At 59.4% G+C, this 22446-nt stretch carries 19 protein-coding genes; 12 read left to right on the forward strand and 7 right to left on the reverse strand.

Annotated elements, in window-relative coordinates:
- Positions 1-2: 2 nt before the first annotated feature.
- From flgK to BM174_RS15245, 3 genes are all read right to left on the reverse strand, one after another.
- Positions 3-1421: a flagellar hook-associated protein FlgK gene (gene flgK, locus BM174_RS15235; protein WP_093924719.1), complete on the reverse strand. Its 1419-nt coding sequence runs from the start codon at positions 1419-1421 to the stop codon at positions 3-5.
- Positions 1422-1444: 23 nt separating this feature from the next.
- Positions 1445-2746: a flagellar hook protein FlgE gene (locus tag BM174_RS15240; RefSeq protein WP_093924720.1), complete on the reverse strand. Its 1302-nt coding sequence runs from the start codon at positions 2744-2746 to the stop codon at positions 1445-1447.
- A 125-nt stretch (positions 2747-2871) separates the two neighbouring features.
- Positions 2872-4641: a tetratricopeptide repeat protein gene (locus BM174_RS15245; protein WP_143092464.1), complete on the reverse strand. Its 1770-nt coding sequence runs from the start codon at positions 4639-4641 to the stop codon at positions 2872-2874.
- A gap of 190 nt (positions 4642-4831) precedes the next feature.
- On the opposite strand from BM174_RS15245, the gene BM174_RS15250 reads away from it, so the two are divergent.
- Genes BM174_RS15250 through BM174_RS15270 form a run of 5 tightly spaced genes read left to right on the forward strand, consistent with a single transcriptional unit; the run spans position 4832 to position 8271 of the window.
- Positions 4832-5566, forward strand: a complete 735-nt coding sequence (locus BM174_RS15250; RefSeq protein ID WP_245766395.1) for a flagellar hook-basal body complex protein — start codon at positions 4832-4834, stop codon at positions 5564-5566.
- Between the two features lie 21 nt (positions 5567-5587).
- On the forward strand, positions 5588-6373 hold the full coding sequence (gene flgG, locus BM174_RS15255; protein WP_093924723.1) for a flagellar basal-body rod protein FlgG: 786 nt from the start codon (positions 5588-5590) through the stop codon (positions 6371-6373).
- A 13-nt stretch (positions 6374-6386) separates the two neighbouring features.
- On the forward strand, positions 6387-7061 hold the full coding sequence (flgA, locus tag BM174_RS15260; RefSeq protein ID WP_245766396.1) for a flagellar basal body P-ring formation chaperone FlgA: 675 nt from the start codon (positions 6387-6389) through the stop codon (positions 7059-7061).
- Positions 7058-7786, forward strand: coding sequence for a flagellar basal body L-ring protein FlgH (flgH, locus tag BM174_RS15265; protein ID WP_093924724.1), 729 nt, complete (start codon positions 7058-7060; stop codon positions 7784-7786). The genes flgA and flgH overlap by 4 nt, the downstream gene beginning before the upstream one ends.
- Positions 7787-7794: 8 nt before the next feature.
- A complete protein-coding gene (locus BM174_RS15270; RefSeq protein WP_093924725.1) occupies positions 7795-8271 on the forward strand; it encodes a flagellar biosynthesis protein FlgH in 477 nt (158 codons plus the stop codon).
- Here the strand turns inward: BM174_RS15270 and BM174_RS15275 are convergent.
- Genes BM174_RS15275 through BM174_RS15300 form a run of 3 tightly spaced genes read right to left on the reverse strand, consistent with a single transcriptional unit; the run spans position 8268 to position 11924 of the window.
- Positions 8268-8933 (reverse strand): flagellar hook assembly protein FlgD, encoded by a 666-nt coding sequence (locus BM174_RS15275; protein WP_093924726.1) that lies wholly within the window; start codon positions 8931-8933, stop codon positions 8268-8270. The genes BM174_RS15270 and BM174_RS15275 overlap by 4 nt on opposite strands.
- A 12-nt stretch (positions 8934-8945) precedes the next feature.
- Positions 8946-11237: a hypothetical protein gene (locus tag BM174_RS20845; protein WP_143092465.1), complete on the reverse strand. Its 2292-nt coding sequence runs from the start codon at positions 11235-11237 to the stop codon at positions 8946-8948.
- Positions 11238-11240: 3 nt separating this feature from the next.
- Positions 11241-11924, reverse strand: a complete 684-nt coding sequence (locus BM174_RS15300) for a sigma-70 family RNA polymerase sigma factor (protein WP_093924731.1) — start codon at positions 11922-11924, stop codon at positions 11241-11243.
- Positions 11925-12278: 354 nt separating this feature from the next.
- On the opposite strand from BM174_RS15300, the gene BM174_RS15305 reads away from it, so the two are divergent.
- The 7 genes from BM174_RS15305 to BM174_RS15335 all read left to right on the forward strand — a co-directional run bounded on the left by BM174_RS15305 (position 12279) and on the right by BM174_RS15335 (position 20265).
- Positions 12279-13844, forward strand: coding sequence for an ABC transporter substrate-binding protein (locus BM174_RS15305; protein WP_342742071.1), 1566 nt, complete (start codon positions 12279-12281; stop codon positions 13842-13844).
- Positions 13841-14908, forward strand: coding sequence for an ABC transporter permease (locus BM174_RS15310; RefSeq protein ID WP_093924733.1), 1068 nt, complete (start codon positions 13841-13843; stop codon positions 14906-14908). Before BM174_RS15305 ends, BM174_RS15310 begins: the two co-directional genes overlap by 4 nt.
- A gap of 8 nt (positions 14909-14916) precedes the next feature.
- Positions 14917-15819 carry an ABC transporter permease gene (locus BM174_RS15315; RefSeq protein ID WP_093924809.1) on the forward strand — a complete coding sequence of 301 codons (903 nt, stop codon included), beginning with the start codon at positions 14917-14919 and terminating at the stop codon, positions 15817-15819.
- A complete protein-coding gene (locus BM174_RS15320; RefSeq protein ID WP_093924734.1) occupies positions 15816-16649 on the forward strand; it encodes an ABC transporter ATP-binding protein in 834 nt (277 codons plus the stop codon). Before BM174_RS15315 ends, BM174_RS15320 begins: the two co-directional genes overlap by 4 nt.
- A complete protein-coding gene (locus tag BM174_RS15325; protein ID WP_093924735.1) occupies positions 16646-17431 on the forward strand; it encodes an ABC transporter ATP-binding protein in 786 nt (261 codons plus the stop codon). Before BM174_RS15320 ends, BM174_RS15325 begins: the two co-directional genes overlap by 4 nt.
- Positions 17428-18489 (forward strand): dipeptidase, encoded by a 1062-nt coding sequence (locus BM174_RS15330; RefSeq protein ID WP_093924736.1) that lies wholly within the window; start codon positions 17428-17430, stop codon positions 18487-18489. Before BM174_RS15325 ends, BM174_RS15330 begins: the two co-directional genes overlap by 4 nt.
- Before the next feature lie 159 nt (positions 18490-18648).
- Positions 18649-20265, forward strand: coding sequence for an MFS transporter (locus tag BM174_RS15335; protein WP_093924737.1), 1617 nt, complete (start codon positions 18649-18651; stop codon positions 20263-20265).
- 109 nt (positions 20266-20374) lie between these two features.
- Here BM174_RS15335 and BM174_RS15340 read toward each other — a convergent pair whose 3' ends face one another.
- A complete protein-coding gene (locus tag BM174_RS15340; RefSeq protein WP_093924738.1) occupies positions 20375-22387 on the reverse strand; it encodes a M10 family metallopeptidase C-terminal domain-containing protein in 2013 nt (670 codons plus the stop codon).
- Between the last annotated feature and the right edge of the window lie 59 nt (positions 22388-22446).

Here is a 22446-nt window from a genome sequence, read left to right on the forward strand (position 1 = left end):
CCTCATACTGCCGCGATCAACGTGTCGATCATCTCGGAAATGGTTGTTAGAACCCGCGAATTTGCCGCATAGCTTTGTTCGATCAGCATGAGTTGCTGCATCTCGTCGTCGATATTGACGCCTTCGGCATTGCGCCGTGCCGACATCACCACCTCGGCAGCAGAGCTGGCCGCCTCGAAATTATTGGTGGCGCGGATACGGGCGCCGGCCTGGCTTGTGACCATTTCAGCAGCAAAGTTCTGCAGGGTGACAGTGTCCGGAATACCGGTCTCGCTATGCGCACCCATGGCATCGCTGAGCGTTGCGATGAAGGCAGAAATTTGTGTTGAATCCGCCGCATCACCCGGGCCGGGGGCACCCAGGCCATCGCGAATGCGCCACACTTCGGCGTCACCCGTGGGCGATACTTTACTGTTGATTGCGATGCGGCTAGCCAGCCCGTCGATCTTGGTCGAATCAAAAGCCACGCCGTTATCGGTGAAAAGCCCCGCATCGCCCGGCGCAAGCGAACTGTCTGCGCCCTCGAACTGCTGGATGATGCCGCGCGCCAATTCATCAAGTTGCAGCTTGAACCGCGGAATAATGTCGCGCTTCAGCTCCGACAGGCCGACGAGGCTGCCATGTTGTAAGCCCCTCACGCCTTCCTTGAACGGGGTAATATCCTGCGCACCCGCTTTAAGCGTGCCGTCGCCGGGGTTGTAGGTCACGTCTTGAACCTGATCGCCTTCCAGTAAGGCCGCACCACCGATGGTATAGATACTGATCGTGCCGATGGAGGAGATCGTCGAGCGGATATCGACGATGCCCGAGATCTGGTCGAGCACGAGGTCGATCTGTTCGGCCACTTTAGCGGACTCAAAAGTGCCAGAGGCAAGCCCGCCTTGCTGCACATTCAGATCGCGCAGCTGGTACAGCGCCTGATTCAGGTCCGACACCTCATAGCGGATTTCCATATCCACTTCCGAAGCTGTGGTCCCCAGAGCAGTTGCCGCCCCACGGATCGACAGGGCCAGATCTTCCGCCGCCAGTACCGCGCCAGATTGCGCCCCGTTGGAGGAGGGCATGTTGACCAATGTCGTCAGGCTGTTCTGAAATGCCGAGAATTTATCGGCTGGCGACGTCCCGTCACCCGGCTGGCCAAGATAGGCGGTATAGCTGCTAAGCCCATCACTCACTGCCTGATAGCGGGCCATCTTGCTGCTTTCCAACCGCGACATCCGCTGCAACGAGGCGTTAACCTCGCGGCGGATTTCACTGACGGCGGCCCCGCCGATGCTGCCTGGATTGGACACCAGCAAACCCCGGCGACGTACGTAGCCGGGGTTCATTGCGTTCGAGACGTTGTCGGCCGCCACCCGGGAGAGCGATTGCGTGGTGCGCAACCCCGAGCTCGCCGAATTTAGCGCGTCAGTCAAACTCATCGGTCAGTTCCGCGTGTTGGGGGTTAACGCTTCAGTCGCGTGGTTTCGTCCATCAACTCGTCAACCGTGGTGATGACCTTGGCGTTGGTCGAGAAAGCCCGCTGCGCCTTGATCAGATCGGTCATTTCCTGCGCGATATCCACGTTGGCCGATTCCAATGCACCCGCATTAACCGAGCCCACGGTCGAGGAATTTGCCTTGAGCGCCGCGAAAGCACCGGATTCGCCGGAGAGTTTATAGGCATTGCCCTTGGCTTCGATCAGACCGTTTGGGTTGGCCACAGTCGCCACAGGGATCTCATAAAGCGCGCGACGCATGCCGTTGTCGAAAATGCCGAAAAGCGTACCGTCTTCAGAAATCTCGCTGCGCACCAACTCGCCAACGCTGGAGCCGTCCCGGTCAAAGCCAAGGCTGAAATCACCGGCAAACTGGGTGATACCATTAAACTGCCCCGGTGCACCGAGGTTGATGTCGACCGTTTGCGGCACCGCGCCGTTGTTCAAAGTGACAGAGGCAGTGCCTGTCGCAGGATCAAAGGTAAAAGCAGCGGGCGCTGTGGCAGTGGAGGTCGCACCGCTATAGGCCATGGGCGATCCCGCAGCCGCACCGGAATCGTTGAACTCAACCTGAACGCTGCCCAAAGCAGAACCGTCGTGGCCCGAGATTGCCAAGTTCCACGTGTTCGCAGTGGTCGTTGGCGTCCACTCAAAGCTGACCCGCTGGCTTGCCCCAAGCGCGGTGAAAACTTCGGATGAAGTCACAAAGGGTGCCCCCGGAGTCGCAACGCCAGTGTCTTGTGACGGCAGGTTGCCAAAGGACGATATGGTTGTGGTGACATCGGCGGAGATTGTCACATTGCCGACGTTCACGGTTTCCATCTGGTCAAAGGAGCTGCGATCGACCGAGCCTAAGGTACCATCGAGACTGTAAGGGAACCCAGCGAGATAATAGCCCGCAGAGTTGCGCAGGTTGCCGTTGGCGTCGGGCAGGAATGATCCAGCACGGGTTAGCAGATAGTTTGTCGGCACCGTTTCATCAGGTCTGACCGAGACTGCGAAAAATCCGGCCCCGCCGATGGCCAGATCGGTCGGCGACTGGGTGGAGATCAAGCCGCCCGCGCTGGCCATATCAAGCTGGCTTACCGCTGAAACGGAGAGCACCCCTTCGCCATTTCCGCCTGATGCCGTCGTTGTCACCATATGCGCAAACCCGCGCCGGTAACCGATCGTATTGGCGTTAGCGATGTTCTCGGAAATGCTGCCAACCTGTTGCGAATTAGCCTGCAAACCACTCACACCGGTCTGAAGCGCGCTTGAAATACTCATCCTGCCACCCGTTTTTATATCCTTGGTATCAAAGGACACTTACACGCTAGAGTTTTACGCAGGGTTAAAGATTGGAAAAATAGATTTATTTTTAATCTTGAGCACTTAGACCGTTCTTCGGCGCTTCATGGTGAAATGCCGGTGTTCTTGATGCTCTCGAAGGCACTTTTCAGCTTGTCCAGCCGTGCGGCGGCGGTATCTGCCCGCAACGGCAGCAGTACAGGCGCGACCTCGTTCAGGCTTGTCGCGAGCGCCACCAATGGTTCCGACTGTGTCAGGCCGGGAAAGGCGTTCACCACCCTGTCACGTGTCTCAACATCGCCCGAGCGGTTTGCCGCAATCAACAAACGAGTGGCATCCTCGACGCTAAATTCTTGTGGGAAAGTCAGCCAATACTGGCGCATGACATCGACCACCTGCACCCATTTCTCATCTTCGGAAAGTGCGCGCCCCAGATCGCGCAGATGCCGTGCGCTGGGGCTGGTAAGATTGGTGTTGATCAACCCCGCGCGGTCCCCAAGATCAGATAGCACTGCCGCATAAAGGGCGGCATGCTCTTCTGCCTGTTCGGCAGACAAGGCGGCACTCATCACCTCAAGCGTAATCTGCGCATCATCCGCCAGTCCGGCGCGTTTTTGGGCCGCCGCGAGGCTCAGGTTCAGCCGGAAGAGGTCAGGGGCCGCCGCGCTAAGGGCGCTGTCTTCGCGCTCTTGTAACAGTCTGATTGCACGGCGATATTCTTGCGCGGCAAGATCAGTGGCGCCGAGCGCCAGCAGATAGTCGCCGAGGGTTTCAGTATGGTTGGGGAAGGCGGGTGTATAACGAAAGAACGGCAGCAAACGCAGGTGCACATCCATCCAGTCGGCCAATGTATAGGCGCCCTGCGCGCCCTTGGTATAGACCTTCGCCAGCAGTGTCTGGGCTTGCGCCTGCGCGGTGTCAGCCTCGGCCGAGTTGGGGAAGCGCGTGACAATCTTGCCAAGCGTCAAAAGCCCCTCGACCTCGTTGCCGGTCTTGGCGTGAATCCGGGCTAGACGGTTCAAAATCTGGATCTCGTATTCACCGCCACGCCACGCCTCTGCCCCTTCGGTCAAGGTGCTTTGCGCCGCAAGCAACGCCCCCTGCGCGCCGTTGCGCAGCGACATGTCGGCCACGGCGATACGGGCACGGGCGGCATATTGGTCCCAGCCTTTTGCGGCGCGGAAGTAGGCATCAAGCGCCGAAGACTCGTTGCGCCGCTTCTCCTGTGCGCGGCCTTGCAGAAAATGCCCCACCGGCGCATCCGCCAAATCCGGTAATTCTTGCATCAACAGCAAGGCAGCATCGGCATAATTCTTGTGCCCGGTCTCGATCGCGGCTTCGGTGAAGGCGGGCAGCATCGCCCGCAGCACTGCCCGCGATTGCTGGCCCATCCCCGTGAAGCCTCCGGGAAGATTTTTGCGCAGCGCGCGGGTGTCATCAGCAGTAATTGCTTGAAGGCTAGCCCAGAAATCGCCGTCCGGACGCTCGGGGGCTCCTAGGGGCGAGTTAGAAAAATCGGTGACGGGTCGTCCGGCCAAAAGATCAGTGGCATCGCTCAGTGCGCGGTGCCTGCGTATCTGAACCGCTGTTTCGGGCGTGGTGCCTTTGAGTGTCGAGGCAGCTTCGGACAGCAACATATGCGTCAGGTAAAGCTCGGCGGCATCAAGCAGGCGTCCGGCGCGATCGGTGGCATGCGCGGCGCTTAACCCCGCGACGATCCCGTTAAAATCTCGATGGAAATTGGCGGTCGCCCAATGCTGCAGGTCCAGCGTTTGCCGCCACTCTGTGCGGCGTACAGGCGCGGGCGACGCGGGGAGGGAGGTAACAGGTTTAGCCGTTGGCGCAATGGGAGCGACCTCCGATGCGTCAGCCACGCCAAAGCCGGCCATAAAGCCAAAAAATAACCCGAAAAACTGTGGCCTGCAGATGCGCATGAATAGATATTTGTTCTTAACTATCATCAATAGAACTTGCACTGTTCTTGTAGTTGTGGAATTTTGTTTTTGCAACAGAAGGCCGCGATCCGATCCATTTTTAAGCCTGATGCGCCGACGGAGGCACCCCATGACCAATATCAGCTACGTGTCCCTGTCACAGGCTACCGCCTTGGAACGCAGTCTTAATATGACCGCGCACAACCTCGCGAACGCGTCGACGGCGGGCTACAAAGCGATCCATCCGATCTACGAATCTGTGGCAGATCAGGGCGGCACCCGCGAGATCAGCTATGTGCGTGATAAGGGTACCTACCTCGATCTGGCCGACGGGGCGCTGGTGCCAACTGGCAACCCGCTTGATATAGCGCTTTCGGGCGAAGGCTGGATGGCGTTCCAGCTTGATAACGGGGACACCGGATACAGCCGCCATGGCCGTTTGATCGTGGATGTGGACGGCCAATTGAAGACAGCTGCCGGACGCCCCCTACTTGATGCAGGCGGCGGGCCGGTGACCATTCCACAAGATATCGGGCAGGATATCACCATCACTGCGGGCGGCACGATTACCGACCGTTCTGGCGCCATTCTGGGGACCATCGGTGTGGTTGGCATCCCTCAAAGCGCGCAGATGCAGCCGCTTGGCGGGGGCATGTATCAGCTACCCGCCGGCGCTGGTGGCCCCGAACAGCTTGCCAATCCGACGATCAAACAAGGTTTCGTCGAGAGCAGCAATGTTGAGGCCGTGCTGGAGATGACGCGCCTGATCGACATCCAGCGGGCCTATGAAAATTCCGTCAAACTGATGAGTCAGGACGACGATCTGACCAAGACCGCGATTCAGCGGATGGGCACAATCAGCTAGCCACGTTAAAGGAGCACGACCATGAAAGCACTCGGGATCGCTGCGACGGGCATGTTGGCCCAGCAGAGCAATGTTGACGTCATCGCCAACAACATCGCGAACGCCAATACCACCGGTTATAAGGCCGGACGGGCGGCGTTTCAGGATCTGATCTACCAAAGCGTGCGCAGCGCGGGCAGTCTGACCTCCGAACAGGGCACCGCACGCCCTGTCGGGACCGACATCGGACTTGGTGTGCAGGCGGTCGGCGTAATCCGGCACAACACCCAAGGCGGTTTGGTCCAGACCGAAAACCAGATGAATCTGGCAATCGACGGGCGCGGCTATTTCATTGTGAATCGCCCGGATGGCTCACAGGCTTACACCCGCGACGGTAACTTCCAGTTGAGCGCCGAGGGCCAGTTGGTCACGTTGAACGGTCATGAGGTCGAGCCCGCGATTGTGGTGCCCGAATTGACACGGCAGGTCGAGATCAACCAGGAGGGGGTGGTCATGGCCTATGTCGAGGATGACCCGATTCCGGTGGAGCTGGGCCAATTGACCTTCGCCACCTTCCTCAATGATGCAGGCCTCAAGCCTGTGGGCGACAACTTAATGGAAGCCACCGGCGCCTCGGGCGAGCCTGTCGAGGCCGCGCCGGGGTCTCCCGGGGTCGGGATGGCACGGCAGGGCTATCTGGAAAACTCCAACGTCAATATCATCCAGCAGATCACCGATCTGATCTCGGCGCAGCGGGCTTATGAGATGAACTCGAAAGCCATCGAGACCGCCGACCAGATCATGACAACGACCAACCAGATCAAATAGGAAAGCCTGAGCCATGCGCCTCGTTTTGATGATCTTGCAAGGGCTGGCCGCCGCCGTGATGCTGGCCCTGCCTGCTGCCGCCGCCGTGGAAAAGGTCACCGATCTGGTGCACGAACGCGCCGTGGCGGAGCTTGCCGAGACGCTGCCCGACAACGGGCGCATCGAGATCAATCTGGCCGAAGGCGTGGTCACCGAAGGCGCGTTTATTCAGGAATTCTGGATGGACCCGAACTCGGGTCAGTTTATCGCCAATGTGGTGTCGGAATTCGGCGAAGTGGACCGTGTCTGGGGTTTGGCGGTAATGACGGTCGAGGTGCCGGTGCCGTCGCGCCGCTTGCTGCCTGATGAGATCGTGCAGGCCGCCGATTTGCATATGGTGGCCTTGCCGCTGCAACGTCTCGGTGCCTTTGCCATAAACGACCCTGCCGATCTGGTGGGCCAGCAGGTCCGCCGGATGTTGGTCGCGGGCCGCCCCGTGCCGCGGCAATCGGTGATTGCGCCGCTGGTTATCGTGCGCGGCGAGAAGATTAAAATCGTTTTACGGCACGGCGGGCTGGCCCTGTCTGCCACGGGACGCGCGATGGAGGACGCCCATAAAGGCCAGATCCTGCGCGTCGTTAACCTATCCAGCAACAAGACGATTTCTGCCGTCGCGACCGGCGCAGGCATCGTGGAGGTCGATCAATGATATCTGTGCGCAAGGCGGCACTCGCTTTTTTTACCTGCGGTTTGGCAGCGCTTTCGGGCTGCACCCAGCTCCAGGACATGCGCGACCCGCAGGTGAGTGATCTGGTACTGGATTCGAGCATGCAGGAAGTGAACCGGATCAGCGTGCCGATGCCGCCGCTGACCCCGCAGCCTGTGCCGCAGCGTGCCGAAGCCTCCAGCCTGTGGTCCAGCGATACCACTAATTTCTTTCGCGACCGCCGGGCGCAGAACGTCGGTGATTTGGTCACAGTGCTGATCGAAATTGATGACCGAGCGCAGTTGCAGAACGCCACCAAACGCAGCCGTGATGCGAGCCAGAAGGTCAAAGACCCCGATGTGCTGAACTTCGATCTTTCGACCGACAGCGGTAATGCGCTGAGTATCGAAAGCGGCTCGGAATCGAGCGGTGCGGGGAGTATCCGGCGCAATGAAAGCATCAGCCTGCGGGTGGCCGCGCTGGTTATCCAGACCCTTCCCAACGGCAATTTCGTGATTGCGGGCCGCCAAGAGGTCAAAGTGAACGCCGAACTCCGCGAGCTGCGAATTGCAGGGATCATCCGCGAATCCGACATTCAGGTCAACAACACCATCAGCTATGACAAGATCGCGGAAGCGCGGATAACCTATGGCGGGCGCGGTCAGATTTCGGCAGTGCAAACCGCGCGCGTGGGGCAGGATATCCTCGAAATCGTGCTGCCGTACTAGGCCGCAAGGTGATCAAGCTTCTGATCATGGCGGTCTGTGTGGTGGGCGCCGGTGCCTTGGGTTATTTCGGGGAGCGGATGCTGCGCCCGAGTGACGCCCCCGCCGCGCAATACGCGGGCGCATCGCCCAATTCACAGCTGTTGTTCAAGTTCCCCTTGGGGAATTTCACCATGCAAATCCAGCAGAGCAACAAGATCCTGCACATGGCCTTTGATATCGACGTGTTTGTGATGGGCGCCAAAGCATTCAACAACATCAACGGGGCAGTCGGGCGTGCCAAGCTGCGCGACGGCATGGTCACGGCAATTGCCGAACTGGCCGAGACCGACGCGAGTTTTGCGGTGAATGACGATGACGCCGAGCGCAAAAAGATTTTAGCGCAAAAGATCGTGCGCAAGCTCTATTTGGATTTCCCGATGGTGCGCACCGCAAGGATCAACCAGTTGCACTCTGTCACAACCTTGCGCGAACCTGCCGGCTATTAAAGCGCCGACAGGATGGTGACCGAAGATACGGTCTCGTCGCCACTTAATGTGAAAAGGATTTCGCCCTGCTGGAAGATCACTTCCTGAACCTCGGCAATCCGTGAAACTTCGCTGTCTACACTCGCACCCTGACTATCGACCGCAACGATGCTGACAGTGTAATTGCCATCGAGCTGAGCTACTCCCATGTCGTCCAGACCGTCCCACTCCAGGGGAAACTCCTCGAAGGGGGTGGTCGGCAGATCGCGCAGGGTGCGCACCACGCGGCCCAGCGGATCGGTAATGCGGGCTTCAACCTCAACCGCACCTTCGCCGGTGGCGTAGCTGTTGCGCACCTGCCCGTCGACAAGCTCCATCAAACTTGAGGTGGTTTTAACGTCCCGCCCGATCAGATCGGTGCCGCCGAGGTTGAGCAGACCCGCGACCTGATTGGTCAGCGTGGTGATCTGTTGATTGGTTTGGACCGCCTGTTCGACCTGCGAAAGCTGCGCCAACTGGGCAACGAATTCGGTGCTGTCAACGGGGGCAAGCGGATCCTGGTTCTGGATCTGTGCGGTCAGCAGGGTCAAAAAGCGGTTATAATCCTCGCCCAATTGGGACAGTGATGCATTGCTCGTGCCTTGATTTCCGGCAGAGGTCAAAAGCGCGGGGCTGGTCAGCATCGGGCGTCCTTTCTAGGTGAGAATATCAAGCTGGTCGTCGGCGACGACATCTTGATGTTGAGGTGCGGCAGCAGTGGCAGCGCTTTCAAGCGCGCCATTGCCTTGGCCGTTCTGGTCGGTCTCGCCGCCAGATTGGCCGCCGGCGCTATGTTCGTGAAATTCAAACAGGCTGCTGTCGGCGATGCCGAGTGTATGCGCCAGCAGGTCCCGATCATCGCGCAGAGCCTGCAAAACGCCTGCATTCTCGACCCGCACGATAACCTTTGAGGTCGCGTCTTTGTCACCCACAACCTCGACTTCGATCGCGCCAAGCCCGCGCGGATGCAAGCTGACCGAGGTGCGACCTTCGCTGACCTCGATGGATTTGACCTGCGTCATCAACGCCTCGGCAAAGGGCCGGGGTGCGGCTTTTGGGGTGGTCTGGTCCGGCGCGGTAGCTTTGGCTGCCGCCGCGACTTCGGGGAGGGTTTGTAGCGCAAATTCGGCGCGCATCGCCTCTGACGGTTCGGGCGAAGAGGACGTGGGTGCAGCGGTTGGCGCCGTTGGTGCGGCAGGTCCGACAGGGACGGATTTTATTTGTGGAGGCGTCAAATCAGGCGCGGGAACGCCTTCGGGGAGCTGCATACCAAGGACGACCGAAAGCGGCGAGGTGATTGTTTTGGTACTGATTTGAGGCTGGGCGGTCGCAGCGTCAGGCGTCGTTTTCGCACCCGAGGTTGCGACACGCGGGATGGTGGCTTGTGTCAGCACAGGCGTCAGCGCGCCGGCTATAAGGTTAGAATTTTGCTGTGTCATAACGCCTTGGGCCGACGCGCTGACGGTCTCTACCGGCGGAGCTGATTGAATTAGCGGCGCGGTGGCGGCTGGGATGGTCGGGGCGGGCGTCGGAACGAGTAAAGGGCTCGGCGTTGAGACGTTTGGAGCAGGCGCGAGTGAAAACCCGGCACTGGGCGGTGATGCGGGCGCGATGCGCGAAGGTGCTGCGAAGTTGGGTGCAGCAGGCAGCAACGCCGGGCTGGATTGGGCATTTGCGGGGGTGCCAACGGGTGCCGCGATTGGCGCGGCATTTGCAGTCACGGGCGTTGGTTGTGTCAGCACAGGCGTCAGCGCGCCGGCTATAATGTTAGGATTTTGCTGTGTCATAGCGCCTTGGGCCGACGCGCTGACGGTCTCTACCGGCGGAGCTGATTGAATTAGCGGCGCGGTGACGGGTGAGATGGTCGGAGCGGGCGTCGGAACGAGTAAAGGGCTCGGCGTTGAGACGTTTGGAGCAGGCGCGGGTGAAAACCCGGCACTGGGCGGTGATGCGGGCGCGATGCGCGAAGGTGCTGCGAAGTTGGGTGCAGCAGGCAGCAACGCGGGGATGGATTGGATATTTGCGGGGGTGCCGACGGGTGCGGGGATCGGCGCGGCATTTGCAGTCACGGGCGTTGGTTGTTGGAGCGCTGGAGGCAGAGCTATCTGAGCGATGGGTGCATTTGGTGGAGCAACAGGTGCGGCCGTGGCCGCCGCGGTAGATGCTATCGCAGATGGGGTGCTGACGGTGATGGGTGCGGCAGAAGTCGTGCCAGCGTCACGGGACTGGGTGACCTGCGGCAGTGGGGTTGCGATACCCAAGGTCGGGACGAGAGGGGTCGCGGCATCCGAGGTTGGGGCGAGAGACGTGGCGATCTGCGCCGAGCTGATGGCTTTGCCCTGCGCAATGATTGGCGCTGCATTTCCATCGGGATCGATAAGTATCGCCATGGGTTGAGCGACAATCGACGAGGCCGCTGGTGCGGTAAACTCGGGACCGGGAGTTCGGAAGGGTATCGCGGCCTCAGATCCATTCGGCGCGACAAAATCGGCAGTGACCTCAACCAAAGATATCTGCGCCGGCTGGGGGAGCGTCTCAAGGATAGTTTGTTGAGTTGGCGCGGCCACGGTGTTCTGCGCTGTTTGCTGGGGGCCTGCGGCCATTTCCTGCAAGACGCCCAACGCGAGTTTCTTCAAGCCACTAGAGTTTGAAGCTACGGGCGCTGGAGCGGGTAGGGGCGTGGCTGCTCCAATAAGTCCGGTCGGCTCCGCAAGTACTGCAAGTTGCGGCTGCGCGTCAGGAGTGGAAACTGTTACGTCGTCCGACAACGAATTAGTTGTTGAATTGCCCGCTTCGGAAGGCGCGAAAGCCACGCGTGAATTCTGGGCCGCCGAAGCGCCAACCAAAGTGGAAAATGCCGTGACCAATGGCGATCCAGCCAGTTTCGCTGCCGTGGCGGTGGGCAGGCCCGACAGAATATTGCCGGTTATCGTAAGAGGCAGGTTCATCCGTTATTGCGCCCTGCTGGTGAGAACGCCGCGCGCGACCAGCTCGTATTTGAGACGCATCATGGCGCGCCGCTCAAGCTGGCGCAATTTGGATGTGTTCATGCCCAAGCGGTCGGCCAGATCGCCGATAGAATCCGGCGGCTGTTTGAGGCTCCGGCACGTCACCACTTCACGGTCCAGATCATTGAGGCTGGTCATCGCGTCCTTGAGACGCAGACACATGGCGGAGTGCGAGGATTTCGCGATCATGCGCTCTTCGGGGGTAGGGTCATCCGAGGGCAATTGATCCAAAGCATTGAGATCATCGGCATTTTGCCCAACCAGCGTCGCGACCGGCGAGCGCACGCCTGCGGGGGTCTCGACGATGGCGCGCAGGCGTTCTAGCGCGGTCAGGACAGCGTTCTTGACCCACCAGCGTGCATAGGTCGAAAACCGCACCTTATGGGAGGCGTCAAAAAGATCAGCCGCGCGGATCAAGCCAAAAATCCCTTCTGATACAAGCTCTTCTTGCTCGGACGCATCGCGGCCCACCTTGCGCGCCCAGTAATAAACAAGCCTTGCGTGCGACAACAACAGCGCCTCAAGTGCGGCACTATCCTTGCGACACTGCCAATCTTCGATCAGCAGACGTTCGTCCTCCCGCTCGAGGAGAGGCGCATTTCGCGCCGCTGCGTAAGAAATTGTCATGCCACTGCCCGCAACTTTATTTTACAACAGTCATACATAAATCCTTGGGGGCGCAAAGAATAAAACGATTAAGGGATGGTTAAACACCTGGACTGTTGTTGTTATCAGGGGACTTGACTGAGAGGTATGCACGCGCGCTGTTTATTGCGATCTCTTCTATCAACACAGACACGCGTACTGATCTACCGGCAACTTCGATTATTCCTCATGCGTACCGCTTGACTTGAACCTGAGATTGAATGCCAATGTCCTTGGCCAGGCTGAGGTTCCGCAAAGACGGAGCGCGAACGGGCTGTCACAGCTACAGAGGAGTTCTTCATGTCCTATATTACAAAACAGATTGCGGCGGCGTTCATGGCATCGGCCATTGGCCTTGCCTCTGTGCCGGTGCAGGCGCAAACGCCGCCCGATACATTGATTCAAGCGTGGCAGATTGATGATGTAATCAGCCTCGATCCTGCCGAAGTATTTGAATTTACCGCCTCCGAAGTATTGGGCAACAGCTATCAGCCCTTGGTCGGCTATGACGTGAAAGACGTCTCCGATATCTTTGGTGTGATTGCAGAAAGCTGGGAAGTCTCCGAAGACGGCAAGACCTTTACCTTTACCATCAAGCCAGGTCTGCAATTTGCCTCCGGCAATCCAATTACCGCCGCCGATCCGGTGTTCTCGCTGCAACGCGCGGTCAAGCTCGACAAATCTCCGGCCTTTATCCTCACCCAGTTCGGCCTGAATGCCGAAAACGTCGATCAAATGGTGCGCCAGACCGGCGACATGACGATGGAACTGGAGATGGACAAGGCCTATGCGCCGACGCTCCTGCTTTATTGTCTGACCGCGACGGTCGGTTTTGTGGTCGATAAAGAACTGGTGATGAGCCATGAGGCAGACGGCGATTTCGGCTATGAATGGCTGAAAACAAATTATGCCGGTTCGGGCGCTTTCACCATTCGCGACTGGCGTGCCAACGAGGTAATCGTTTTGGAACGCAACGAGAATTTCTCGGGCGACGCATCACCAATGGCGCGGGCAATCTATCGCCACATCCCCGAAGGCTCGACCCAGCGGCTGTTGCTGGAAAAGGGTGACATCGACATCGCGCGTAACCTTGGCGCTGAAGAGATCATTGCCCTGGCCGATAACGCGGACATCAAGATCGAGGACGGTATTAAGGGTTCGATCTATTACATGGGTCTGAACCAGAAAAACGAAAATCTGATGAAGCCTGAGGTGCGCGAAGCGATGAAATATCTGGTGGATTACGCCACCATCGCTGACACGATCATGAAAGGTAAGGTCAAGGTCCACCAAGCGTTCCTGCCCGAAGGTTTCCTTGGGGCGTTGAACGACAATCCTTACGCGCTGAACGTCGAGAAGGCCAAAGAACTGCTGGCCGCTGCCGATCTGCCTGACGGGTTCACCGTCACGATGGATACCCGCAACACGCCAGAAATCACCGCAATGGCCGAAGCGATCCAGCAGACGATGGCCGATGCCGGTATCAAGATGGAACTGATCCCCGGCGATGGCCAGCAGACGCTGACCAAGTATCGCGCAAGGAACCACGATATCTATATCGGTCGCTGGGGTCCGGATTATCAGGATCCGCACACCAACGCCGATACCTTTGCGCGCAACCCCGACAACGGCGATGATGCTGCCTCCAAGCCGCTGGCATGGCGCAACGCTTGGGACATTCCTGAAATGACCAAACAGGCCGATGCCGCCGTGTTGGAGAAGGACGCCAAGGCGCGGGCCGATATGTATATTGCCCTGCAGCAAGAACATCAGAAGGTCTCGCCCTTCGTGATCATGTTTCAGGAGATCGAAGTGCTGGGCATCCGCAAGGACGTTAATGGCTTCATCATCGGGCCATCGTTCAACGACAACTCGTTCCGTCAGGTTACCAAATCGGAATGAGCACGACGTCACCTGAAAACAGTGGAGGGCGCTGGGGCGCCCTTCCGATCCTTGGCATGAAGGCCGGCAAGTTGACCGCGACCATTGCGGTGACCTTTTTTGGCCTGCTTGTCGTGACCTTTCTGATCGGGCGCGTGGTGCCTGTTGATCCGGTCTTGGCCGTTGTCGGTGACCGCGCTTCAAAGTCCACCTATGACGCGGCCTATCTCGCGCTGGGGCTGGATAAGCCGCTTTATCATCAATTCTGGATTTACCTGAAGAACGCCCTGAGCGGTGATCTGGGCGTGTCCGTGTTGACCAAGAAACCCATCATCGAAGACATCGCGCGGGTGTTTCCGGCGACGCTGGAACTGGCGACGGCGGGGATTTTGCTGGGCACCATCACCGGTGTGCCGCTGGGGGTGTGGGGCGCTGTGCGTCAGGGCAAGCTGGCCGATCAGGTGATACGGGTTGTCGGGCTGGTAGGGTATTCGGCGCCGATCTTCTGGCTGGGGCTACTGGGTCTTCTGGTGTTTTACGCCAAGCTTGGTTGGGTCGCAGGGCCCGGGCGCATTGATATCGCGTATGAATATAGCGTCACGCAAGTGACAGGACTGCTGCTGATCGACACCGCGATGCAGGGCAATTGGGCCGCTTTTGTGAACGTGCTTGCGCATCTGGCGCTGCCTGCAACTTTGCTGGGATATTTCTCGATGGCCTATATCAGCCGCATGACGCGGTCCTTTATGCTCGCCGAACTGGCGCAGGAATATGTGACTACGGCCCGCGTCAAGGGCGTGGCTGAATGGCGGATCATCTGGCTGCACGCGCTGCGCAATGCGGCGGTGCCTTTGGTCACGGTGATCGCGCTCAGCTATGCGGGATTGCTGGAGGGGTCGGTCCTGACCGAGACGGTTTTTGCCTGGCCGGGATTGGGGCAATACCTCACCAACTCTCTGCAAAACGCCGATATGAACGCGGTGCTGGGTGGCACCTTGGTGATCGGGATTATCTTTGTGGGTCTAAACCTGCTGTCTGACCTGCTTTATACCGTGCTTGATCCACGCGTCAGGCGGCGGACATGAGCGCGGGTGTGTCGCGGCGCGACTGGTTGCTGTCCGAACAGCCCGCCTCGCGCAGGCAGGCCAAGCTGGGGCAGGCCTATCGCACTTGGGTTCAGCTGCGGCGCAACAAGCTGGCGATGGTCGGTTTGGGAATTGTGCTGGTGCTTGTGCTGGCGGCGATTTTCGCCGATGTCATCGCGCCTTACGATCCATTGAGCGGCGGCGATCTGCGCACCGCACGCCTGTTGCCACCGTCTTGGGCGCATCTGATGGGCACCGATGATCAGGCCCGCGATATTTTTAGCCGCATCGTCCATGGCTCGCGGCTGACGCTGATGGTGGTGGCGATGGTCGCGGTGATCGCAACACCGATCGGTCTGGCTGTCGGTACCACGGCGGGATACTTTGGCGGTTGGGTCGATACGGTGCTGATGCGCATAACCGATATCTTCCTCGCCTTCCCACGCTTGATTCTCGCGCTGGCATTCGTTGCCGCACTCGGGCCGGGGATCGAGAATGCAATCATCGCCATCGCCATCACATCCTGGCCGCCCTATGCGCGTTTGGCGCGGGCCGAGACGCTGACCATCCGCAATGCCGACTATATTGATGCGATCCGTTTGCAGGGCGCAGGCTCGGGCCGGATCATCTGGGGGCATGTGGTGCCTTTGTGTATGTCATCGGTGATCGTGCGGGTGACGCTGGATATGGCGGGGATCATCCTGACCGCGGCGGGTCTTGGCTTTCTGGGGCTAGGTGCGCAGCCACCACAGCCAGAATGGGGCGCGATGATTGCCAGCGGGCGGCGGTTTATCATTGATTTCTGGTGGGTTGCGACCATGCCGGGCATTGCGATTTTTGTGGTCTCTCTGGGGTTCAACCTGCTGGGCGACGGGCTGCGCGATGTGCTTGATCCGAAAGCCGCGCAATGACCAATATGCTCGAAGTGAAAAACCTCAGCGTTGCCTTTCCGTCGCGGGACGGTCCGGTGCGGGTGGTGCGCGATGTGTCCTTCTCGCTGGGTCGTGAGCGGCTGGGGATAGTCGGTGAAAGCGGGTCGGGGAAGTCCCAGACGGGCCGCGCTATTCTCGGGCTGACCCCGTCCAACGGCACGGTGACCGCCGACCATTTGGCGTTCGACGGTATTGACCTGCGGGGCGCGTCTTCGTCCACGTGGCGGCAGTTGCGCGGACGCCGGATGAGCATGGTGATGCAGGACCCCAAATTCTCGCTCAATCCGGTGATGACCATTGGCCGCCAGATCGTCGAGGCCTACCGCCGACTTGGCCGCAAAAGCAAATCCGAAATGCGCGAGAAAGCGTTGGAGGTATTGTCGTCGGTGCAGATCCGCGACCCCGAGCGGGTTTTTGACGCCTATCCGCACGAGCTTTCGGGCGGCATGGGCCAGCGGGCGATGATCGCGATGATGCTTGTGGGAGAGCCCGACCTGCTGATCGCGGACGAGCCGACCTCGGCGCTGGATGTGACGGTGCAGTTGGACGTGTTGAGAATCCTCGATGATCTGGTGCGGGATCGCGGCATGGGGCTGATATTTATCAGCCATGATCTGCGGTTAGTATCGTCGTTTTGTGACAGGGTGTTGGTTATGTATGCGGGCCGTGTGGTCGAGGAAATTGCGGCGCGCGATCTGCATAATGCCCAGCACCCCTATACGTGCGGGCTGTTGCATTGCCTGCCGAAAATCGATGGCGGGGTTCGCCCTCTGCCGACCTTGGAGCGTGATCCGGCGTGGCTGGCATGACGGCTTCGAACACAAAGGGGCTGATCTCGGTTCGTGATCTGGGTGTGACGTTCGGCCATGGCACAAACGAGGTAAAAGCCGTTCGCGGGGTCAGTTTTGATGTGGCGCAAGGCGAAAGCTTTGGCATCGTGGGCGAAAGCGGCTCGGGAAAATCCACCGTTTTGCGGGCGATCTGCGGGCTGGCCCCGACTTCTGCAGGCACAATCACGTTTCAGGGTGAGGCCCTAAAAGCGCCGCGCCAGCCAGCGTTTTACCGCGATGTGCAGATGGTGTTTCAGGACCCCTACGCTTCGCTGCATCCGCGCCATACCATCGATAAGGTTCTGTCAGAACCGCTGGCGATCCACGGGCTGGATGATCCCGAAGGCCGTGTCGAGCGGGCTTTGGAGGATGTCGGGCTCGGGCAGGGTTTTCGCTTCCGCTTTCCGCATCAGTTGTCGGGAGGCCAACGCCAGCGGGTGGCAATCGCGCGGGCGCTGATCCTTGAGCCACAAGTGCTGTTGCTGGACGAGCCGACCTCGGCGCTGGATGCGTCCATTCAAGCCGAAGTGCTCAACCTGCTCGATGCACTGCGCCATAAACGCGGGCTGACGTATGTACTGGTCAGCCACGATCTGGCCGTTGTCGCGCATATGTGCGAGCGTTTGGTGGTGATGCAGCATGGCCGCGAGGTTGAGGAACTCACCCGCAGCGCCCTGCAACACCATGAAGCAACTCAAGAATATACCCGCAACCTATTGGTGGCGAGCGAAGGTTTTAAGGCAAAAGGCACGAGCACGTGACACAGACCCCCGCAATTTTTGACGGCCATAACGACTTTCTGCTGCGCCTGCTGCGCGATCCTGAAAACCGCGCCCGCACGTGGCTGGAAGGCGATGGCAAGGGGCATCTGGACCTGCCGCGTATGAAGGCAGGCGGCTTTGCAGGCGGTTTCTTTGCGATCTATATTTCCTCTGACGATATGCCTGCTGAAATTGATGATCTGATGGGAAGTCCGCCCTACAAGGTGCCCTTGCCCGCCTTGATTGATGCCACTAAGGCGCAGCCCGTCGCGCTGGCGATGGCCGGGCATTTGCTGTGGATGGAGCGTGCCGCCGAAGGCCAGTTCAAGATTTGCCATAGCGTCGCCGAGATCCGCGATTGTATGGAAAAGGGTATCGTCGCCGCGATCATGCATATCGAGGGGGCCGAGGCGATTGGCCCTGATCTTGATGCGCTTTACGCTTTTCACGCGATGGGGCTGCGCTCGCTCGGTCCGGTCTGGAGCCGTCCAACGGTGTTCGGGCATGGCGTGCCGTTTGCTTTCCCCTCCAGCCCCGATACCGGCGCAGGGTTGACGGAGGCGGGTCGCGATCTGGTGCGGGCCTGCAACGAACTGCGGATCATGGTTGATCTTTCGCACCTCAACGAGGCCGGATTTAATGACGTTACCAAACTGTCTAACGCACCGTTGATCGCCACCCATTCCAATGCGCATGCCCTTTCGGCTTCATCGCGCAACCTGACGGATCGGCAGTTGGCGATGATCCGCGAGAGCGACGGTATGGTCGGCGTGAACTTTGCGGTGGGATTCTTGGCCGAGGATGGCCGCAAGGCGGAAGATATCGGCTTTGATCCGATTTTGCGGCATCTCGACTATCTGATGGAGCAGTTGGGCGAGAATAGGGTCGGCTTTGGTTCCGACTTTGACGGCGCAGCAGTGCCGACGGCGCTCGGCGATGGGGCAGGGCTATGTGGGTTGCGCGATGCGATGCGTGGCCATGGCTATGATGAAAACCTTATGGTCAAGCTCTGCCATGAAAACTGGTTGGGCGCGTTGGAGCGGAGTTGGGGGCGTTGAGCGCGCTTTGAATTTGCGCAGGCCGAGATCGGTGGCTGGCGGGGTCAAAACCTTTGGCAAACCTATGTTCTTCGGCGCGGGTCACGCTACCTACTGGCGTAGTACCTCTCCCATGGCCGGTCAGTGCCCAGACAATGCAGCAAGCAAGAGGCCAAGATCGTGCCCACCCGTGTTTCGCCGTTAGTCCTGTTCAAGAACCAGACCTTCCGATCCCTCTGGATCGCGGCCTTGGCATCGAACTTTGGCGGTTTGGTGCAGGCCGTCGGCGCGGCGTGGTTGATGACCTCACTGTCGAGTTCGCAGAATATGGTCGCCCTCGTGCAAGGGTCTGTGGCGCTGCCGATCATGATCTTTTCGCTGCTCGCAGGGGTATTTGCCGACAATTTTGACCGGCGTCGCGTGATGCTGATTGCGCAGGCGTTCATGTTTGTCGTGTCGGTGATTTTGACATTCATGGCATTTGAGGGCTGGCTGACCCCGTGGTCCTTGCTGGCGTTTACCTTTCTGATCGGCTGCGGCACCGCGCTGCATAATCCGTCTTGGCAGGCAACGATGGGCGATATTGTCTCGCGCGAGGAGTTGCCTTCGGCCGTGTCGCTCAACAGCATGGGGTTCAACTTGATGCGCAGCATCGGCCCGGCGGCGGGGGGTGCGATTGTGGCGCTCGCGGGGGCCGCTGCCGCTTTTGCGGTCAATGCACTTTCGTATGTGGCAATTATTTTGGCGCTGCTGCGTTGGCAATCTCCGGCGCTGGACACCCATCTGCCGCGTGAGCCGATGGGCAGCGCGTTCTCCGCCGGACTGCGATATGTGGCGATGTCACCCAATCTGATGCGGGTTATATTGCGCGGTTTCTGGTTTGGGCTCTCGGCGATTGCCCTGCTTGCACTTTTGCCTGTGGTGGTCCGCGAGACGCTTAACGCCACAGCGTTTGTTTACGGTGTCATGCTTGGATGTTTCGGGTTGGGCGCTGTCTTGGGCGCGCTTGGCAATGCGCGGCTGCGGGCGACGTTCAATAACGAAAGCATTGCGCGGGGCGGTTTCATCGGTTTTGCGGTCAGCTGTGTGGTTCTGGGATTGAGCACTCAAACCGCCATCTCAGGCGCGGCTTTGATGTTGGCGGGTGCTTGCTGGGTACTTTCGCTGTCGATGTTCAACGTCACCATCCAGCTTTCGACGCCGCGCTGGGTCGTCGGGCGGGTCATCGCACTTTACCAGACCGGCACCTTCGGTGGCATGGCTGCGGGCAGTTTGCTGTGGGGGGTGATCGCGGATCGTGCGGGGCCGGAAACCGCGTTATTTGCCGCGTCCGGGTTGATGGTGGTGGGCGCGCTGATTGGGCTCCGCCTGCCGCTGCCGGAATTTAGCGGGCTGAACTTAGATCCGTTGAACAGTTTCAAGGAGCCCGCGACACGCTTCGATCTGAACTATCGCAGCGGGCCGGTCATGGTGATGGTTGATTACGAGATCGCGCAGCAGGATGTGCCGGAGTTTTTGGCGGCGATGAGCCTGCGGCGGCGGGTGCGCATTCGTGATGGTGCGCAGCAATGGGCACTATTGCGCGACCTGCACGAACCCGAACACTGGAGCGAGAGCTATCATGTGCCGACTTGGGGTGAATATGTACGCCACAATGAGAGGCGTACCAACTCCGATGCCGAGCTGTCAGAGCGTTTGCGGGTTCTGCACCGCGGGGCGGGGTCCCCGGTCGTCCACCGGATGATTGAACGTCAGACTGTCCCGCTGCGCGACGATATGTTGCAAAAAGGTGAGTGATAGGCGGCACGGCAAAGAGGACGGGCGCAGAGCGTTTGTGTGGAAATGTCTCCTTCGATGACGATTGGCTCTTGGGCGACCTTCGTTTGCCGATTGCATACTGGAAAACCTACATGAACCAGAAATCACCAGTGCCAAGATCGGCAAGGTCGGTATTCACGAGCCTAACTTCCCCGCTATCCAACGCTATTACGACGTCACTGCAAGCTTGTGCCAGGTCCAAGCTTTCGAAGTCCAGCCCCATGCCGTTGATCGCAATGTGATCAGTACCCGGGGTGAAATCCGCGATCCGATCATTGTTTACGATGCCAGAGAATATGAATGTATCTGCACCGAAGCCGCCGTGAAGGAAATCATTGCCCGCACCGCCTTCCAAGTGGTCAAAACCAGTGCCGCCACGGAGGGTGTCATCGCCTGTGCCGCCGACTAAAGTGTCGCGCCCCGCATTGCCGTTCAAGGCATCATTGTTCACGCCACCTTCCAAGAGGTCGTTTCCTGCGCCGCCAGAAAGTTGGTATTCCCCCGTGCCGCTATCGACTGTATCGCCAGTCGAGCCATTGATCTCGTCATCTGGCGTCGCAGGGGTGGAATCTTCCAGCTGCGGCTCTGGCTGTGGGTCAGAGTAGGGCATTGGCACAATCCGGTCTGCCCAGTCGAAACCGCCGCCAAAGATGCCCTCCAGTGTCAGGGGATTGCCGTTCGACGAGGTCAGATCGATGACCGTATCGCGGAACGTCAGGCGGGCGCCTGAGGCAGTCGCTTCATGACCGATTTGACCGACGGAACGCAGCATAGCGAAGTCGGAGATATCAAGCTGGTCCACGCCCGCCTGGAAATCAGTGATGTGGTAGGTTCCCGCATCGGCGCTGAGCACGAAGGTGTCGGCACCATTGCCGCCCGTCATCGTGCTGCCTGCCTGCTGGGCCACAAGCACATCATCGCCATTGCCGCCATTCATCGTTGCGCTGCGGCCCGCGGCTTCAATCAGATCGTCGCCTGCTGTGCCGTTCAGTGTACCGTCATGGCCCCGAACCACGGCGCCCAAGTCGGACAGATCGGCAGTATACTGGCTGATTCCGGCGTCGGTTGCGCTGGTGACCAATACGCGCAGTGTGTCGCCGATCATGGTAACGGCGATGTCTTGCACATTCATCAGGCCCGCACCGGTTTCATGCGCCAGCGTAGAAAGGCTGACCAAACGGCCATCGGGCAGCAGGGTGAAAAGGCTCAACCCGTCGTCGGCACCCCCTGCAACAACAAAGACGCGGTCATCATGCTGGGCCACGGCCAAGGCGGTGATGCCATCAAAGCGCGTTGCCAACCCATCGATCCGGTGATCGGTGACCTCCAAAGCGCCTTGGGCATCCAGCCGCATTACGGTGATCGATGACGACCCCGCAGCTCCGACCAACACAAAGCTCTGACCGTAGGCTTGGATAACTTCCATGGCTGTCGGGGTTGCGATGCCCAAACCTGTGTCGGCGCCGGCAAAGCCGACTTCTTGCAATGCGCCGGTGTCGCCGATCCGGTAGCTGGTGATGCCTTCGTCACCCGACGACGCCGCCAGCAGAAAGTCAGTATTATGCGCTTGGGTATGTTCCACAACGGTGGCTGGGCCTGTGGCGATGCGCGCGCTATTGCCAATCGCTGTAAGCTCGCCCGATGCATTTTCGCGGTAGCCGACAAGCTGGGCTGTGCCCTGGTCGGCGATGTAGACGACATTGGTGGCACCAAGAACAACGCTTGTTATAGCAGTAATCCGGTCAGTGCCGCTGATCAGGTCGCCTGACTGTTCGAGGGCCGTGATCTGGCCGTCGTTGCTAATACCGTAGCTAAGCAAGCTGGATGCATCATCGCCGCCGATCGCAATCTGGTCGCCCGAGCCCATCAAGCTGCCAAGGCCGTCAACCGCCGCTGACATCCAAGGGGGGAAATACACGTGGTCAACGGCCACGGGCAGAGCACCCTCGTCCAAGCGCCATGCGGTGATGCCGCCATTGGCGCCGGTGCTGGCATAAAGACAGACGCTGCCATTCGAAGAGGTGACAACCTGCATGTCCTGAATGTTGGTGGTGAGTGTGATGTCGCCTGTGGCAACGTGACCGTCTTGGATAAGATGCATTTGTGTAACCCCATGTTAATCCCAAGGCTGGTTCTGGGGGGCGCAGGGGGCGCGAAGGT

This window comes from Sulfitobacter brevis (assembly GCF_900112755.1).
GTDB lineage: Bacteria > Pseudomonadota > Alphaproteobacteria > Rhodobacterales > Rhodobacteraceae > Sulfitobacter > Sulfitobacter brevis.